We start from the raw sequence: 14,872 nt of genomic DNA on the forward strand, positions 1-14,872 counted from the left end.
AATGCAGGCGCTGCGCGCCGCATTTCCCCGATGGAGGTAGCGGACGAAGTCCGCATCTCCAGGGGCGCGGGGAACTGCGCGACCAGCCCACCACCGGGCCCGCACCCGGCGATCGACACCGGCTCAGCGGAGCTCAAGCGTGCAGCACTTCACCGACCCGCCCCCCTTCAGGAGCTCCGACAGGTCGACCCCGACCGGCTCGAACCCCCGCCCCCGCAACGCCCCGAACAACCCCACGGCCCCCTGCGGCAGCACCACCCGCAGCCCGTCCGACACCGCGTTGAGTCCGAAGGACACCGCGTCCGCCTCGTCGACCACCAGCGCGTCCGGGAACAGCCGCCGCAGCACCGCCCGGCTCCCCGCGGAGAACGCCGCCGGGTAGTACATGACCTCGTCGGCGGCGTCGTCGAGCACGGCCAGCGCCGTGTCCAGGTGGTAGAAGCGCGGGTCGACGAGGTCGAGCCCGATCACGGGCCGCCCGAAGAACTCCTGCGCCTCCCCGTGCGACAGCGGCGACGCCCGGAAGCCGCGCCCCGCCAGGACGTAGGACGCGGTGACGGCGAAGTCGCCCTCGCCCTCGTTCACATGCACCGGCTCGCACACCTCCGCGTACCCGTGCGCCCGGAACCACTCCAGGTGCGCGAGGGCCTCGGGGCCGCGCTGCGGATGGGCGAAGCGGGCGCCGAGCACCCGCCCCTCCACCACGGTCGCGCCGTTGGCCGCGAACACCATGTCGGGCAGGCCGGGCCGCGGGTCGAGGACCTCGACGGTGTGGCCGAGCGCGCGGTACTTCTCGCGCAGGTCCTCCCACTGGGCGACGGCGAGGGGGACGTCGACGGGTTTCGCCGGGTCCATCCACGGGTTGATCGAGTACGTGACCCGGAAGTGCTCGGGCGGGCACATGAGATAGCGCCGGGGTGTGGCGCACCGTTCCAGAAGCAATGAGGGCTCCTCACGACCGCAGGGTGCTGATGGTGGTGATGTCGCCATGGTGCGGCCGGGGGAGCCCTCAGGGCTGTGAACCGAACGGGTGGTTCGCGGTGGCCCCGTCCCGCGAGCTCCGCCCCTGAGGAGACGGTACGTCTCGCCTCGCCCTACTTGCTACATTCGATCCATGTCAGCGACACCCGCCACGCCCGCGAAGAAGACCGCCCCCGACGCGGCCCGCCGCAGCGAGCGCTCCCGCCGCGCCATCTACGACGCCGCCCTCTCCCTCATCGGGGAGATCGGCTACCCCCGGACCACGATCGAGGGCATCGCCGCCCGCGCCGGCGTCGGCAAGCAGACGATCTACCGCTGGTGGGGCTCGAAGGCCGAGGTCCTGATGGAGGCCTTCATGGACCTCAACGAGCAGAACGCCCGGGCGGCCGCCGAGCAGCACCCCGGCACACCCGTCGGCGCCTCGGGGCTGCCCGACACCGGCGACCTCGCCGCCGACCTGAAGCGCGTGCTGCGCGCCACCGTCGACGAGCTCAAGGACCCCCGCTTCGAGGCGCCCGCCCGCGCCCTGGCCGCCGAGGGGCTGTCCGACCCGGCCTTCGCCGAGAACTTCGTCCGCAAGCTCCTGATGCCCGGCCTCGACCTGTACGCGGCCCGGCTGCGGTCCGCGCAGGAGGCCGGACAGGTGCGCGCCGGCATCGACCCCGAGACCGCCCGCGACCTGTTCGTCTCGCCGATCGCCCAGCGCTGGCTGCAGGGCACCGGCCCGCTGGACCACGCCTACACCGACCGTCTCGTCGAGTACGCCCTGTACGGCATCGCCGCCCGCCCCCGGGACCCCGAGGCCGACTGAGTACGCAGGTCAGCGGGGTTGCGCGGGTGCCTCGGGCACCCCGGAGGGGAAGTGTGGCCACCCGGGGAGCAGGATGGTGGGACCATGGTGGTCCGGGATTCCTCCGGACGCGGGCACGACGGCGATGGTGAGGGGATAGATGGGCGCGGCGCACGACGGCAGCGGACACGGCGGCCTGGGCCGGTTCTCCCGGTGGCTGAAGGCCTCGCGCGGCGGACCCAGACAGGACGCCGTCGACCCGGACCGCGAAGCGCTGCTGCTCGCCGCCGCGGGCGCCGGACTGCCGCTGGCCCCGGCCGCACACCCCGCCGACTACCGCTGTTCGTGCAATCGCATCGGCTGTCCGACTCCGGGCCGGCACCCGCTCTCGTTCGCCTGGCAGACCCAGTCCACGACGGACCCGGCGCAGATCGAGCGCTGGGCCCGGCACCAGCCGCAGGCCAACTTCGTCACCGCGACCGGCATGGTCCACGACGTGCTCGACGTCCCGCTGGAGGCCGGCCGCGAGGCGCTGGAGCGGCTGGTGTCGACCGGCGTCGAGGTCGGCCCCGTCGCCGAGTCCGGCGGGGACCGCATGCTGTTCTTCACGGCGACCCGCGGCACCCCGGAGGACGAGGACGAGTGGTGGCCCTGCGAGCTGGACTGCCACCCCGAGACGATGGACGAGCACCCCGGCATGCGCTGGCACTGCCGCGGTTCCTACGTCCTGGTGCCGCCCGCCCGGCTGCCCGGTGACCGCGCGGTGACCTGGGTGCGCGGCCCGGAGCACCAGCTGCCGGACCCGCTCACCCTCCTCGAGGCCCTCACCGACGCCTGCGCCCGCCACGCGGGCGCCGAACCGGACTACACCTCGGCCTGGCCCTCGGCCTGAACCGGGCCTGAGTCAGGCCCTAGGACCCCTCGGCCGTCGTGATGCCCTGGACGCGGCCCAGGACCCGCACGTCCCCGCCGGAACCCGCGGGGACGAGCGCCGCCTGGTTCGACACGTAGCCGAACGTCGCGGACTGCTTCGGCTCGCCCGTCATCAGCGCCTTCACGCTGGGGTTGATCGCGGGCAGATCGCTGCCCTGCGACGCGGTCTGCTTCTCGTAGCGCCGCGTCGTGAAGAAGACGAGCGCCCCGCCGTCCCGGGTGCGCAGTCCCACCGGCGCGTAGTCGCCCGAGGTGAGCGGCTCGTCGATGTACTGCGTCGCGAGGCCGGGGCGCGACTCGTTCTTCTTGCGGGTCTCGCGCCACACCGAGGTGTACGGGCCGTCGGTGAACCCGTCGCCGCCGTCCTTCAGATAGCCCGTGTACCGCTGCGGCAGCTCGGCCGGCCGCACCGCGAGACCGGAACCGCGGGCGTCCACGGCCTTGCCCCAGCCGTCCGCGCCCACCTCGAACGCGGGCACGTCGTCCTCGGCCACCACCGTCAGGTACGAGACGGCCCAGGGACGCTGCTCCGCGTCGCGGGTGAAGACCAGCAGCCAGCGGGTGTCCGTCCCCTTGTTGGTGTCCGCGTTCGCGACGAACCAGCGCGGCCAGCCCGCCTTCCTGGGCACGGTGTACTGCACGTCGGTGAGCTTCAGCGGCACGTGCTTGGGGTTGCCCTCGGGCGCCAGCGCCCGGCCCGCCTTCAGCTTGGCCGCGTCGATCGCCCCGAGCGGACCCGTCACGTACTTCTCGTCGGCGGACCGCTCGTACGTCCGGTCCGCCTTGTTGTACGCGGTCACGAAGGTGTCGAGGGCCCGTGCGGCCTGTCCCTTCGTGGTCGTCGGGACGAGCTCGAGCTCGCCGTGCACGGTGACGCAGCCGCTCGCCGTGAGGGACACCAGCGCGACCGCGGTGACGGCCGTCACGGCCGGCCGGACGCGCCTGTTCCTGACCTCGCTCATGACCTTGAACTCACCTACCCCTTCCCGGGGCCGAACCCTACCGGGCACGGACCGGCCGTGGCGCCCCCGGCCCCGCCCGGAGCCGGTCAGGCCTCGGCGCGCGCCCGCGGGCGGCGGGAGAGCAGTCCGGGCGGGGCGAAGAACAGCGCGAGCGTGGGCACCAAGTAGACGCACCAGACGATCACTTGCAGCACCGTCGGGTCCGGCTGGAAGTTGAAGACGCCCTTGAGGAGCGTGCCCAGCCAGCCGTCCGGCGCGATCGTGGAGCTGATGTCGAACGCCAGGGTGTTCAGACCGCCGATGAAGTCGGCCTCCTGGAGGTCGTGCACACCGTACGCGAGGACACCCGCGGCCACGACGACCAGCATGCCGCCGGTCCAGGTGAAGAACTTCGCCAGGTTGATGCGCAGGGCGCCCCGGTAGAACAGCCAGCCGAGCACCACCGCCGTGGCGAGGCCGAGCAGCGCGCCGATCACCGGCTCCGTCGTGCCGTCGCTGGTGGCGTGCACCGCCGTCCACACGAACAGCGAGGTCTCCAGGCCCTCCCGGCCCACCGCGAGGAACGCCGTGACGACCAGCGCCGCCGTGCCCATCTGCAGCGCCGCGTCGAGCTTGCCCTGCAGCTCCGTCCTCAGGTGCCGGGCGGTGCGCCGCATCCAGAACACCATCCACGTCACGAGGCCCACGGCGACGATCGACAGCGAACCGCCGAGCGCCTCCTGCGCCTTGAACGTCATCTCCTGCGAGCCGAACTCCAGGGCCGCGCCGAACCCGAAGGCCACCAGCACGGCCACGCCGACGCCGAGCCACACCGGTTTCAGGGCGTCCCTGCGGTCCGTCTTCACCAGGTACGCGATGAGGATGCAGACGATGAGGCTGGCCTCGAGCCCCTCACGCAGGCCGATCAGATAGTTCGCGAACATCGCGTTCAGGCCCCTTCCCCGGTGCCTTCGAAGAGGCCGCGGCCCCACCAGTCCTTGCCGTCCCGCACGCCCGGCGGGATCGCGAACACCGCCGAACCGACGTGCTGCGTGTACTCGTTGAGCGCGTCCGTCGCGAGGCTGCGCTGCACGGGGACGAACCCCGTGCGCACGTCCTTCTGGTACGCGAGGAAGAACAGGCCGGCGTCGAGCCGGCCGAGTCCGTCCGTGCCGTCGGTGAAGGAGTAGCCGCGGCGCAGGATCGTCGCCCCGTGGTTGGAGTCCGGGTGCGCGAGCCGCACGTGCGCGTCCGGCTTCATCGCCTTCAGGAACGGCGGGTCGTGCTCCTTCGCCTTGCCGACGGGGGCGCCGGCCTTCTTGTCACGGCCGAACACGTCCTCCTGCTCCTGCAGCGAGGTGCGGTCCCAGGTCTCGATGTTCATCCGGATCCGGCGCGCGACGAGGTACGAGCCGCCCTCCATCCACGTCGGGTCGCCGACCCACACGTGCCGGTCCAGGCGGTCCGTCTCGGTGCCCGCGATGTTGCGGGTGCCGTCCTTGAAGCCGAACAGGTTGCGCGGCGTCTGCGCCCCCGGCGTCGTCGACGACGTCTTGCCGAAGCCGAGCTGCGACCAGCGCACCGCGACCTTGCCGAAGCCGATCCGGGCCAGGTTGCGGATGGCGTGCACCGCGACCTGCGGGTCGTCGGCGCAGGCCTGCACGCACAGGTCGCCGCCGGAGCGCGCCGCGTCGAGGTTGTCGCCGGGGAACCGGGGGAGGTCGACGAGCGCCTCGGGCCGCCGGTCCGCGATGCCGAGGGCCTTGCCGTGCTTCTCGAACAGCGAGGGCCCGAGACCGAGCGTCAGGGTCAGCCGGGACGGCCGCAGCCCGAGCGCCTCGCCGGTGTCGTCCGGCGGCGCCTCCGGCAGCCCGCCGTACGCTCCGTCGCCGACCGGCCGGCCCGCGCACATCAGTGCGGCGGCCCGCGTCCAGTCCTTGAGCAGCTGCACGAACTCCTCGCGGTCGTCCGTCTTCACGTCGAACGCGGCGAAGTGCAGCCGGTCCTGCACCGGGGTGGCGATGCCCGCCTGGTGCGCGCCGTGGAAGGGCACCGCGCCGCCGGTGTCCGCGGCGGGCTGCAGGGTGTCGTCGCCGGTGCGGCTCAGCGCCACCCCGCCGCCCGCGGCGGCGGCACCGAGCGCGAGCCCGGCCCCGCCGACGGTGAGCAGCGCGCGCCGGGACGGACTCGGGGACGCGGGGGGCGGCGCCGCGGCCGGTTCCTGGTCCGGTTCCGTCACGGCGGCGGCCTCCTCGTGCTTCTCGCTCATCGGGCGGTGCCTACTTGACGACGGCCGCGGCCAGCTTCGACAGCGGCTCCGCGAGCGCGTTGACCGCGTCGGACAGTTCCTTGCGGTCCGCCTTGGCGACCTTGTCGTAGGCGGTGAAGTCGTAGGACTTCTTGTCCGTGCGGTACTTGTCGAGCAGCGTGTCCAGGGCGGCGAACTGGCGGTCGAGTTCCTTGGTCAGCGCCGCGTCGTTCTCCGAGGCGACCGGCTTGAGCAGGTCGTAGGCCTGCTCGGCGCCCTCGACGTTGGCCTTGAAGTCGACCAGGTCGGTGTGCGAGTAGCGCTCCTCCTCGCCGGTGACCTTGCCGGTGGCGACCTCGTCGAGCAGCTCCTTGGCGCCGTTGGCCATCGAGGTCGGGGTGATCTCGGCCTTGCCGACGCGCTGCTGCCAGTCCTTCAGGTCCTTGTCGAGCAGCGTCGCCAGCTCCTTCTCGCGGGAGCCGATCTTCCCGTCCTTCCACAGCGCCTTCTCCAGGCGGTGCCAGCCGGTCCAGTCCGTCTTCGGGTCCTGGCCGTCCTCGAGACCGTCCTCGCGGACGTCGACCTTCGGGTCGATATTGCCGAAGGACTCGGCGACCGGCTCGGTGCGCTCCCAGCCGATGCGGGAGGTGGCGTACGCCTTCTTGGCGGCGTCGACGTCGCCCTCGCGGACGGCGTCCGTGAACGTCTTCACCTTGGGCAGCGTCTCGTCGGCCTGCGCCTGCGCGTACTGGCGGTAGGCGGCGACGGCCTTGTCGAGGCGCGGGTCGCGCTTCGCGGGGGCCTTGCCGCCGGTGGCCTTCACGTCCTTGCGGAAGCCCTTGCCCTTCATGCCGGGGATGCAGGCGATGCGGTAGTCGCCGGTCTTCACCTCGGCGGTGAGGGTGTGCTTGGTGCCGGGGCCGATGTTCTCCCGCTCGGAGACGATGCGGTCGTCGGGGAAGAGGATCTCGACCTCGGTGACCCGGGAGCCCTTGTTCTCGACGGCGAGCTCGACGTGCCCGGCGGGGAAGGAGGTCGCGGAGACCTTGCAGCTTTCGTCCGTCGCGGTCACCTTGATCGCGCCGGAGCCCTCGCCCTTGGCGTCGCTCTTCTCGGTGCAGCCCGTGACGGCGGTCAGGGCGGCCACCGTGGCGACGGCGGTGGCGACGGTGAGTCGGACGGCTCGCATGCGGGCTCCAGGTAGGTACAGGACGTGCACAGCTTCGACTAAGGCGGCCCTAACTTATATGAGGCTTACCTCAGTTCCACCCGTCCGTCCCGTGATTCAGCTCTCATGCGAAGAGGCTGGTCGCGGCCGGGACACGACCGACCCTCGGGCGACCCACGGACGGGTCAAGGGACGGTCAAGGGCGGCGGGCCGCGGCGCTGCGTGGTTCACTGCGGGGCGTGGAGAACGTGGACAGCCTCGACAGCGTGCCCTACGACGTCCTGCGCGTCTTCTGCGCGCCGGACGGCCGGCACGGCAACGAACTGGGCGTCGTGCGCGACGGTTCGGTGCTGCCCGCCCGCGCCGACCGGCAGGCCTTCGCGGGCAAACTCGGCTTCAGCGAGACCGTGTTCGTCGACGACCCGGAGCGCGGCGTCCTCGACATCTACACCCCGACCCTGCGGCTGCCCTTCGCCGGGCACCCCTGCGTCGGCAGCGCCTGGCTGCTCGACGTGCCCGAACTGAGCGTGCCCGCCGGGGTGATCGGCACCCGCCTGGACGGCGAGTTCAGCTGGATCGAGGCGCGCGCCGCGTGGGCCCCGCCGCGCACCCTGCGCCGGTACGCCTCCGCCGCGGAGGTGGACGCGCTGCCGGTGCCGCCCGGCGGGGAGTGGATCTACGCCTGGGCGTGGGAGGACGAGGCCGCGGGCCGGGTCCGCGCGCGGGCCTTCCCCGGCCGCGACGACGGCATCGTGGAGGACGAGGCGACCGGTGCCGCCGCCCTGCTCCTCACGGACGAGCTCGGCCGCGCCCTGAACATCCGCCAGGGCGCGGGCTCGCAGATCCTCACCGCGCCCCAGCCGGACGGCTGGGTGGAGGTCGGCGGCCGGGTCCGCCTCGCCGGCTGACCGGCGACGCGGCTGTCACGCGGCACGGCTGTCAGGCGGCCGAGGAGAACTCGTCGCCCAGCGCCGCGAACACCGCCGTGTTCAGCGCGAACGCCCGCTTGCACTCGGCGATCACGCGCTGCTTCTCCAGGTCGTCCACCGCGATCGCGTCCAGCAGCTCGCGGTAACCGCGCTTGAACGCCGCCGGATTCGTCACCTGCTCGAACACGTAGAACCGCACGCCGTCGCCCTTGCGCGAGAAGCCCCAGGTGCGCTCCGCCTTGTCGCGGATGATCTGCCCGCCCGACAGGTCGCCCAGGTAGCGCGTGTAGTGGTGCGCCACGTAACCGGCGGGCCAGGTCGCGGCGCACTCCGCGACCCGCGCCGCGTACTCCTCCGTCGCCGGCAGGGCGGACGTCGAGGCGCGCCAGTCGGGGCCCCGCAGGTGGGCGAGGTCGCGCTCCAGCTCCGGCAGCCGCAGCAGCTCGGACTGGACGAACGGGCCCGCGACCGGGTCCAGCGCCAGCTTCTCCGCGTCGGCCTCCAGGGCCCGGTACACGAACCACAGCTGCTCCGTGTACCGCGCGTACGCCTCCACCCCGAGGGCTCCGCCCAGCAGGTCACCCATGAACGTCGAGGTCTCCGCCTCGGTGTGCTGCTCGTGCGACGCGGTGCGGATGAGAGTGGAGAACGGGGTGTCCATGGGGGCCTCCGCCGGCGAGTGTGATTAGGTTAGGCTTGCCTAATGTAGCAGCCTTCCCGACATCCTGTCGGTAAAAAACCTACCCTCTTCCGGATCAGCCGAACGTAAGAAGCCGAAGCAAGAGCGCCGGCCCGGGGACGGCCGCCCGCGAACGCGCCAGAGCCCGCCCCCGGTGCCGGGGGCGGGCTCTGCTTCCGTACGGTGCGGCGGACCGCGGGCTCTGGGCTACGGCAGGGTCAGGATCTCCGCGCCCGTGTCCGTGACCACCAGCGTGTGCTCGAACTGGGCCGTCCGCCGGCGGTCCTTCGTCACGACGGTCCACCCGTCGTCCCACATGTCGTAGTCGTGCGTGCCCAGCGTCAGCATCGGCTCGATCGTGAACGTCATGCCGGGCTGGATCACCGTCGTCGCGTGCGGGGAGTCGTAGTGCGGGACGATCAGGCCGCTGTGGAACGAGGAGTTGATGCCGTGCCCCGTGAAGTCCCGCACGACCCCGTACCCGAAGCGCTTGGCGTACGACTCGATGACCCGGCCGATGATGTTGATCTGGCGGCCCGGCTTCACGGCCTTGATCGCCCGGTTCAGGGACTCGCGGGTGCGCTCGACGAGCAGCCGCGACTCCTCGTCCACGTCACCCACCAGGTACGTCGCGTTGTTGTCCCCGTGCACCCCGCCGATGTACGCGGTCACGTCCAGGTTGACGATGTCGCCGTCGCGCAGCACGGTCGAGTCCGGGATGCCGTGGCAGATGACCTCGTTGACGCTCGTGCACAGCGACTTGGGGAAGCCGCGGTAGCCGAGGGTCGAGGGGTAGGCGCCGTGGTCGCACATGTAGGCGTGCGCGATGCGGTCCAGCTCGTCCGTCGTGACGCCGGGGGCGATGGCCTTCGCCGCCTCCTCCATGGCCTGCGCCGCGATCCGCCCGGCGACCCGCATCGCCTCGACGGTCTCCGGGGTCTGCACCTCCGGGCCCTTGTACGGAGTGGGCGCGGGCTTGCCCACGTACTCGGGGCGCCGGATGTTCCCCGGCACGGAGCGGGCCGGGGACAGTTCCCCGGGGACGAGAAGCGACGACTGCGACGGGACTGACATGCCAGCGAGTGTAACGAGCGGCGGTGGGGGACCATGGCTCTGAGCGCCGAGGCGAGACCCCGACGAGAGGAGTGGGCCGTGGCCCTGTTCAAGAAGCGGACCGTCGGAAAACCGGGCGAGTGGTACTACTGCCTGGAGCACCAGAAGGTCGAGGAGGGGCCCGAGTGCCCCGCCAAGGACCGGTTCGGGCCGTACCCCTCCCGTGCGGAGGCCGAGCACGCGATGGAGACGGCCCGCGAGCGGAACCTCGAGTGGGAGGCGGACCCGCGCTGGCACGACCGCTCCGCGGGCCCGGACGACTCGACCGGGGGCCCGTCGTAGCCGACGCGGTCCGGTCCCGCGGCGGCGTCTTCCGTCTCTACGGGGCCGGCACCTGGCGGCGGAGGACGGCGTCCTCGTCGGTCTCGGCGTCGTACGTGAGGATCTTCGGGAGTGCGGCGGCGAGGGCCGCGACCGACAGGACGCAGGCCGCGCCGCCCGACCAGATCGCCGTCCGGGTGCCCGTCCAGCCCGCCGCCGCACCCGCCCGCAACTGGCCCAGCTGCGGGCCGACGCTGTAGGACAGCACCTCGATGCCGGCGAGGCGGCCGCGCAGGGCGTCGGGGATGGTCTGGTTCCAGATCGTCGAGCGGCCCAGGCCGCTCACCATGTCGCCCGCACCGGCCACCGCCAGGCACCCGAGCACCAGCCACACGTTCGTGCACAGGCCCGCCGCGGCGATCGCCAGCCCCCACCCGGCGGCCCCGCCCACCACGAGCAGCCCGTGCCGGCGCACCCGGGACGTCCAGCCGCTGGTCAGCGAGCACAGCAGCGAGCCGACCGCGCCCGCCGCGTACATCAGGCCGAGTGCCCACGGCGCGTCCAGGTCGTCCGCGAGGAACGGGAAGATCGTGTTCGGGAACGCGAAGAACATCGCCGCCATGTCCACCGCGTACGTGCCGAGCAGCACCGGCCGCGACCACGCGTAGGCCGCCCCCTCGGCGAGCCCCCGCAGTGACGGCTTCACCGCGTCGTGCGCGGCCGGCGCCGGGGCCAGCCGCCGGCACAGCAGCACCGAGACGGCGAACCCGGTGATCGTCACGGCGTAAGCGGTCGCGTGCCCCGCGTACGCGACGACGACCCCGGCCAGCGCGGGCCCCGCGATCGCGCCCGCGTTCCAGCGCAGCGCGTTGAGCGCCGCGGCGGCGGTCAGCTGGTCGTGCGGCACGATCCGGGCGATCAGCGAGTCCAGCGCCGGACGTTGCAGACCCGCGAGCCCCGAGACGCCGGCCGCGACGAGGTACAGCGGCCACAGCAGGGGGCTCGGCAGCAGCGCGTTCACGAACAGCACGACCGCCAGGCCGCCGAGCGCGGCCTCCGTCCACAGGATCACCCGGCGCCGGTCCACCGCGTCCGCCAGCGCGCCCCCGTACAGGCCGCACACCACGAGCGGCACCAGCTCCACGGCGCCCATCGCCCCCACCGCGAGCGGCGAGTCCGTCAGGTCCTTGATCTGGAGCGGCAGCGCGACCATCGCCATGAAGCTGCCGAAGTACGTCACCAGCCCCTGCGTCCACAGCAGACGGAAGTCCCGGACCGTGCGCCACGGCGTCAGATCGGGCAGCAGGGCGGAGCGCTTCCGGGAGCGCGGGGGTTTCGAGGACACGAGCACTCATGCTCGGCGCGGCCCGCCCCGACGGCAACGCATTTGTTTCCGCCGCCCGGGCTGCCCGGGCCGCCCGCACCGGGTCACCAGCGGGCCGGCGGTGGCGCCGTCAGATGGTCGGCCAGCCGGGAGAGACGGTCCCGGAAGCCCCGGCGGGAACGGGGCGCCGGCAGCGCGTTCTCCCCGGCTGCCGCGCTCACCAGGTGCTGCACCGTGTCCAGATCGAGATCCGTGTCGCCGGGCACGGTCAGCGCGTCGTGCGCCATGGCCCGCAGCTCCCTGCCGCCCGCCGTGTCCGCGTCCAGCGCGAGGACCGTCGCACCGGCCCGGCGCGCGTCGTGCACCCGCTCGAGCAGCGGCGCGCCCGCCTCGTCCGGCGTCACCACCAGCAGCGTCTCCCCGCGCCGCGCCGCCTCCAGCCGGCCGAGCCCGACCGCCAGGTGCGCCGGGTCGTCGGGCCGCGCCGCGTGCCGCACCAGCGTCGGCGACAGCTCCGGGGTGCCGGACCAGGCCGCCTCGTCGACCAGATGCGCGGCCAGGTGCCACGGCTCGTGATCGGGGGTGCCGACCAGGAGCAGCCCGCCGCCGTGCGCCGACACCGAGGAGCGCAGCGCCCCGGCGAAGCGGCGGGTGGCGGCGGGCCACCCCGTCCCGGCGAGGACCTCGCGCAGCAGGGCTACTCGTACGGCGTCCATGGGGCCGCATGGTGCCCCAATCGGCAGGCCCGTAGGGCCCGTTCGGCTCAGGACCGCCCGTACGGGTCGGGTCCCGCCCGGTGCGGCCGCCCTCCCGCCGCGCGCCTACGCCTGAGTAAGGTCGCTCCATGACTACCAGTGACAGCGCACAGACCGAGGCCCCCGCGAAAGCCCCCGCGAAGGATCCGTGGGACCTGCCCGACGTGTCCGGGCTCGTCGTCGGCGTGCTCGGCGGCACCGGCCCGCAGGGCAAGGGCCTCGCCTACCGCTTCGCCCGCGCCGGGCAGAAGGTGATCCTCGGCTCCCGCGCCGCCGAGCGCGCACAGGCCGCCGCCGTGGAGCTCGGCGCGGACCTGGGCATCGAGGGCGCCGACAACGCCGAGTGCGCCCGGCGCAGCGACATCGTCATCGTCGCCGTGCCGTGGGACGGCCACGGTGCGACGCTCGAGACGCTGCGCGAGGAGCTCGCGGGCAAGCTCGTGATCGACTGCGTCAACCCGCTCGGCTTCGACAAGAAGGGCGCGTACGCGCTGAGGCCCGAGGAGGGCAGCGCGGCGGAGCAGGCCGCGGCGCTGCTGCCGGACTCCCGCGTCACGGCCGCCTTCCACCACCTGTCCGCCGTGCTGCTCGCCGACCCGGAGACGGAGGAGATCGACACCGACGTGATGGTGCTCGGCGAGTCCCGCGCGGACACCGACCTCGTCCAGGCGCTCACCGCCCGGGTCCCCGGGATGCGCGGCGTCTTCGCGGGCCGGCTGCGCAACGCCCACCAGGTCGAGTCGCTCGTCGCGAACCTGATCTCGGTCAACCGCCGCTACAAGGCGCACGCGGGCCTGCGCATCACAGACGTATAACCACACGCCCGTACGTTCAGGGCGCGTACGGGCCGCAGCGGGGCATGGGGGACACTGGTCGGCGAACCACCGCCGTGCCGTATTGGAGCCGACCCCCATGCCCCGCATCGCACTCTTCGCCCTCGTCGTCTGCCTCCTCGCGGTCGTGGCCGCGGTGGTGTCCTTCGTCGAAGGCAGCTTCCTGGGCATCGTGTGGGTGCTGATCGCGGGCATCACGTCGAACATGACGTGGTTCTACGTCCGCAAGGCGCGCATGGAGAAGGCGGCCTCGCGCCCCTCCGGGAGCGCCTGACCGGGACCGCGCCCTTCCGGGCCCGCCCTACTGCGGCACGGTGACCGTCCGGATCTCCGGGGTGCCCTTCCAGAACTCGTAGAACGCCCGGCCCCAGTACCGGTCCCACTCGGTCACACCCAGCCAGTTCAGCACGTGGTCGACCACGTCGAAGAACCACTGGTTCACCTCCGGGATCCAGAGCACGGCGAACACCGCGAGCAGGCCGAACGGGGCGAACGGCTCGACCTGCCGCCTGATCCGGTACGACAGCCAGGGCTCGATCACCCCGTACCCGTCCAGGCCCGGGACCGGCAGGAAGTTCAGGATCGCCGCCGTCACCTGGAGCAGCGCCAGGAAACCCAGCGCGTACCGGAACGTCTCGGGCACGCCGTCGAGCCCGTCCAGCCAGAACGGGGCCGTGCAGACCACCGCGAACAGCACGTTGGTCAGCGGGCCCGCCGCCGAGATCAGGCTGTGCTTCCACCGGCCGTGGATGCGGCCCCGCTCGATGTAGACCGCGCCGCCGGGCAGGCCGATGCCGCCCATGATCACGAACAGCACGGGCAGCACGATGCTCAGCAGCGCGTGCGTGTACTTCAGCGGATCGAGGGTGAGATACCCCTTCGAGCGCACCGACAGATCGCCGCTGTGCAGCGCGGTGCGCGCGTGCGCGTACTCGTGCAGACACAGCGAGACGACCCAGGCGCCCGTCACGAAGAGGAAGACCGCGACGCCCGGGGCCGCCGCGAAGTCCGTCCACACCGCCCAGCCCGCCACGGCCGTCACCGCGGCGATCCCGAGGAAGACGGGGCTGATCCTGCTGTCGCCGCGGCGTCGTGCGGTGGCGCTGCTCATGGGCTGGAACTCCCGGGGTCGCAGAAGGTGGTCCGTGACGTGACCGAACGTACCCGGCCTGCCGGTGGAACGGTCACGCCCGCGCGTGGGTTCCGGCCGCACCGGCCCGCAGCGGCCGGCCGGCGAGGGCCCGCAGCCGCGCTCACACACCGCCGTCCCGCTCGTCCGGCGGAGCGGGGACAATGGGCCCGTGCGCTATCGCCTTCTCGGCACCACCCAGGTACTCCGCGACGACGGCTCGGCCGTCCCCGTCGGCGGGGCGCGGCTGCGCGCCCTGCTCACCGTGCTCGCGCTGCGGCCCGGCCGGACCGTCCCCGCCGCCCTGCTCGTCGACGAGGTGTGGGGCGACGAGCCGCCCGCCGACGCGAGCGGCGCGCTCCAGGCCCTCGTCGGCCGGCTGCGGCGGGCCGTCGGGGCCGGCGTGATCGACTCCGCCGAGGGCGGCTACCGGCTCGCGGCGACCGCCGACGACATCGACCTGTTCCGCTTCGAGCGGTTCACCGCCGACGGGGTCCGCGCCCTGGCCGACGGCAACCCGGCCAAGGCGGCCGACCTGCTCGAGGACGCGCTCGCCCTGTGGCAGGGGCCCGCGCTCGCCGACCTGCCCGACCGCACCGCCGAGGCGGCCCGCTGGGACGCCCGCCGCCTCGACGCGAGCCGCACCCGGCTCGCGGCGCTCCTCGCGCTCGGCCGGGCCGGGACCGCGCTGCCCGAGCTGACCGCCCTCGGCGACGCCCACCCGTTCGACGAGCCCCTCCAGGTGCTGAAGCTGCGCGCCCTGCGGGACACCGGCCGCGCCGCCGAGG

17 protein-coding genes are annotated in these 14,872 nt (G+C 73.1%); 7 read left to right on the top strand and 10 right to left on the bottom strand.

The genetic code is table 11. From position 1 onward, the window contains the following. Positions 1-123 precede the first annotated feature (123 nt). Entirely contained in the window at positions 124-936 is an 813-nt protein-coding gene (gene ddaH / locus GTW43_RS34345; protein WP_161305895.1) for a dimethylargininase, read from the bottom strand. A gap of 178 nt (positions 937-1,114) precedes the next feature. Between ddaH and GTW43_RS34350 the strand changes: the two genes are divergently transcribed. Then, entirely contained in the window at positions 1,115-1,792 is a 678-nt protein-coding gene (locus GTW43_RS34350) for a TetR/AcrR family transcriptional regulator (protein WP_161305881.1), read from the top strand. Positions 1,793-1,931: 139 nt separating this feature from the next. Beyond that, a complete protein-coding gene (locus GTW43_RS34355; RefSeq protein WP_161305882.1) occupies positions 1,932-2,663 on the top strand; it encodes a bifunctional DNA primase/polymerase in 732 nt (243 codons plus the stop codon). A 19-nt stretch (positions 2,664-2,682) separates the two neighbouring features. On the opposite strand, the gene GTW43_RS34360 is transcribed toward GTW43_RS34355, so the two are convergent. The 4 genes from GTW43_RS34360 to efeO all read right to left on the bottom strand — a co-directional run bounded on the left by GTW43_RS34360 (position 2,683) and on the right by efeO (position 7,082). Continuing rightward, a complete protein-coding gene (locus tag GTW43_RS34360) occupies positions 2,683-3,666 on the bottom strand; it encodes a hypothetical protein (RefSeq protein WP_161305883.1) in 984 nt (327 codons plus the stop codon). Between the two features lie 86 nt (positions 3,667-3,752). After that, on the bottom strand, positions 3,753-4,589 hold the full coding sequence (efeU, locus tag GTW43_RS34365; RefSeq protein WP_161305884.1) for an iron uptake transporter permease EfeU: 837 nt from the start codon (positions 4,587-4,589) through the stop codon (positions 3,753-3,755). Positions 4,590-4,594: 5 nt separating this feature from the next. Continuing rightward, positions 4,595-5,914 (bottom strand): iron uptake transporter deferrochelatase/peroxidase subunit, encoded by a 1,320-nt coding sequence (efeB, locus tag GTW43_RS34370; protein ID WP_161305885.1) that lies wholly within the window; start codon positions 5,912-5,914, stop codon positions 4,595-4,597. A 10-nt stretch (positions 5,915-5,924) separates the two neighbouring features. Then, complete coding sequence (efeO, locus tag GTW43_RS34375; protein ID WP_161305886.1) at positions 5,925-7,082, bottom strand: iron uptake system protein EfeO; 1,158 nt, start codon at positions 7,080-7,082, stop codon at positions 5,925-5,927. A 227-nt stretch (positions 7,083-7,309) separates the two neighbouring features. Here efeO and GTW43_RS34380 point away from each other — a divergent pair, with 227 nt between their 5' ends. Beyond that, positions 7,310-7,969: a PhzF family phenazine biosynthesis protein gene (locus tag GTW43_RS34380; RefSeq protein ID WP_343246205.1), complete on the top strand. Its 660-nt coding sequence runs from the start codon at positions 7,310-7,312 to the stop codon at positions 7,967-7,969. Positions 7,970-8,000: 31 nt separating this feature from the next. On the opposite strand, the gene GTW43_RS34385 is transcribed toward GTW43_RS34380, so the two are convergent. Together GTW43_RS34385 and map are read right to left on the bottom strand one after the other, a co-directional pair. Beyond that, positions 8,001-8,651: a biliverdin-producing heme oxygenase gene (locus GTW43_RS34385; protein ID WP_161305887.1), complete on the bottom strand. Its 651-nt coding sequence runs from the start codon at positions 8,649-8,651 to the stop codon at positions 8,001-8,003. A 225-nt stretch (positions 8,652-8,876) separates the two neighbouring features. Continuing rightward, positions 8,877-9,743, bottom strand: a complete 867-nt coding sequence (map, locus tag GTW43_RS34390; RefSeq protein ID WP_161305888.1) for a type I methionyl aminopeptidase — start codon at positions 9,741-9,743, stop codon at positions 8,877-8,879. A 78-nt stretch (positions 9,744-9,821) separates the two neighbouring features. On the opposite strand from map, the gene GTW43_RS34395 reads away from it, so the two are divergent. After that, a complete protein-coding gene (locus GTW43_RS34395; RefSeq protein ID WP_161305889.1) occupies positions 9,822-10,064 on the top strand; it encodes a hypothetical protein in 243 nt (80 codons plus the stop codon). Between the two features lie 37 nt (positions 10,065-10,101). Here the strand turns inward: GTW43_RS34395 and GTW43_RS34400 are convergent, their stop codons facing one another. Continuing rightward, the gene (locus GTW43_RS34400) at positions 10,102-11,388 is read right to left on the bottom strand and encodes an MFS transporter (RefSeq protein ID WP_161305890.1); all 1,287 of its coding nucleotides are present in this window, start codon (positions 11,386-11,388) and stop codon (positions 10,102-10,104) included. Positions 11,389-11,471: 83 nt separating this feature from the next. Beyond that, complete coding sequence (locus GTW43_RS34405; RefSeq protein ID WP_161305891.1) at positions 11,472-12,083, bottom strand: hypothetical protein; 612 nt, start codon at positions 12,081-12,083, stop codon at positions 11,472-11,474. Between the two features lie 128 nt (positions 12,084-12,211). Here GTW43_RS34405 and npdG point away from each other — a divergent pair, with 128 nt between their 5' ends. Together npdG and GTW43_RS34415 are read left to right on the top strand one after the other, a co-directional pair. Then, a complete protein-coding gene (gene npdG, locus GTW43_RS34410) occupies positions 12,212-12,937 on the top strand; it encodes an NADPH-dependent F420 reductase (RefSeq protein WP_161305892.1) in 726 nt (241 codons plus the stop codon). Positions 12,938-13,034: 97 nt separating this feature from the next. Then, entirely contained in the window at positions 13,035-13,229 is a 195-nt protein-coding gene (locus GTW43_RS34415; protein WP_161305893.1) for a hypothetical protein, read from the top strand. A 27-nt stretch (positions 13,230-13,256) separates the two neighbouring features. On the opposite strand, the gene GTW43_RS34420 is transcribed toward GTW43_RS34415, so the two are convergent. Next, positions 13,257-14,066 carry a site-2 protease family protein gene (locus GTW43_RS34420; RefSeq protein WP_161305894.1) on the bottom strand — a complete coding sequence of 270 codons (810 nt, stop codon included), beginning with the start codon at positions 14,064-14,066 and terminating at the stop codon, positions 13,257-13,259. A 190-nt stretch (positions 14,067-14,256) separates the two neighbouring features. Between GTW43_RS34420 and GTW43_RS34425 the strand changes: the two genes are divergently transcribed. Next, a partial coding sequence (locus GTW43_RS34425) for a BTAD domain-containing putative transcriptional regulator (RefSeq protein WP_343246204.1) occupies positions 14,257-14,872 on the top strand: 616 nt, incomplete at its 3' end.

The sequence above is a fragment of the Streptomyces sp. SID5785 genome (genome assembly GCF_009870065.1).
GTDB lineage: Bacteria > Actinomycetota > Actinomycetes > Streptomycetales > Streptomycetaceae > Streptomyces.

What these genes read in the sequence shown, in the direction of transcription:
- GTW43_RS34415 (WP_161305893.1), top strand. Translation starts at nt 13,035, where the DNA reads ATGCCCCGCATCGCACTCTTCGCCCTCGTCGTCTGCCTCCTCGCGGTC.
- efeU (WP_161305884.1), bottom strand. Translation starts at nt 4,589, where the DNA reads ATGTTCGCGAACTATCTGATCGGCCTGCGTGAGGGGCTCGAGGCCAGC.
- map (WP_161305888.1), bottom strand. Translation starts at nt 9,743, where the DNA reads ATGTCAGTCCCGTCGCAGTCGTCGCTTCTCGTCCCCGGGGAACTGTCC.
- GTW43_RS34420 (WP_161305894.1), bottom strand. Translation starts at nt 14,066, where the DNA reads ATGAGCAGCGCCACCGCACGACGCCGCGGCGACAGCAGGATCAGCCCC.
- GTW43_RS34385 (WP_161305887.1), bottom strand. Translation starts at nt 8,651, where the DNA reads ATGGACACCCCGTTCTCCACTCTCATCCGCACCGCGTCGCACGAGCAG.
- GTW43_RS34350 (WP_161305881.1), top strand. Translation starts at nt 1,115, where the DNA reads ATGTCAGCGACACCCGCCACGCCCGCGAAGAAGACCGCCCCCGACGCG.
- efeB (WP_161305885.1), bottom strand. Translation starts at nt 5,914, where the DNA reads ATGAGCGAGAAGCACGAGGAGGCCGCCGCCGTGACGGAACCGGACCAG.
- GTW43_RS34360 (WP_161305883.1), bottom strand. Translation starts at nt 3,666, where the DNA reads ATGAGCGAGGTCAGGAACAGGCGCGTCCGGCCGGCCGTGACGGCCGTC.
- GTW43_RS34405 (WP_161305891.1), bottom strand. Translation starts at nt 12,083, where the DNA reads ATGGACGCCGTACGAGTAGCCCTGCTGCGCGAGGTCCTCGCCGGGACG.
- npdG (WP_161305892.1), top strand. Translation starts at nt 12,212, where the DNA reads ATGACTACCAGTGACAGCGCACAGACCGAGGCCCCCGCGAAAGCCCCC.
- efeO (WP_161305886.1), bottom strand. Translation starts at nt 7,082, where the DNA reads ATGCGAGCCGTCCGACTCACCGTCGCCACCGCCGTCGCCACGGTGGCC.
- GTW43_RS34355 (WP_161305882.1), top strand. Translation starts at nt 1,932, where the DNA reads ATGGGCGCGGCGCACGACGGCAGCGGACACGGCGGCCTGGGCCGGTTC.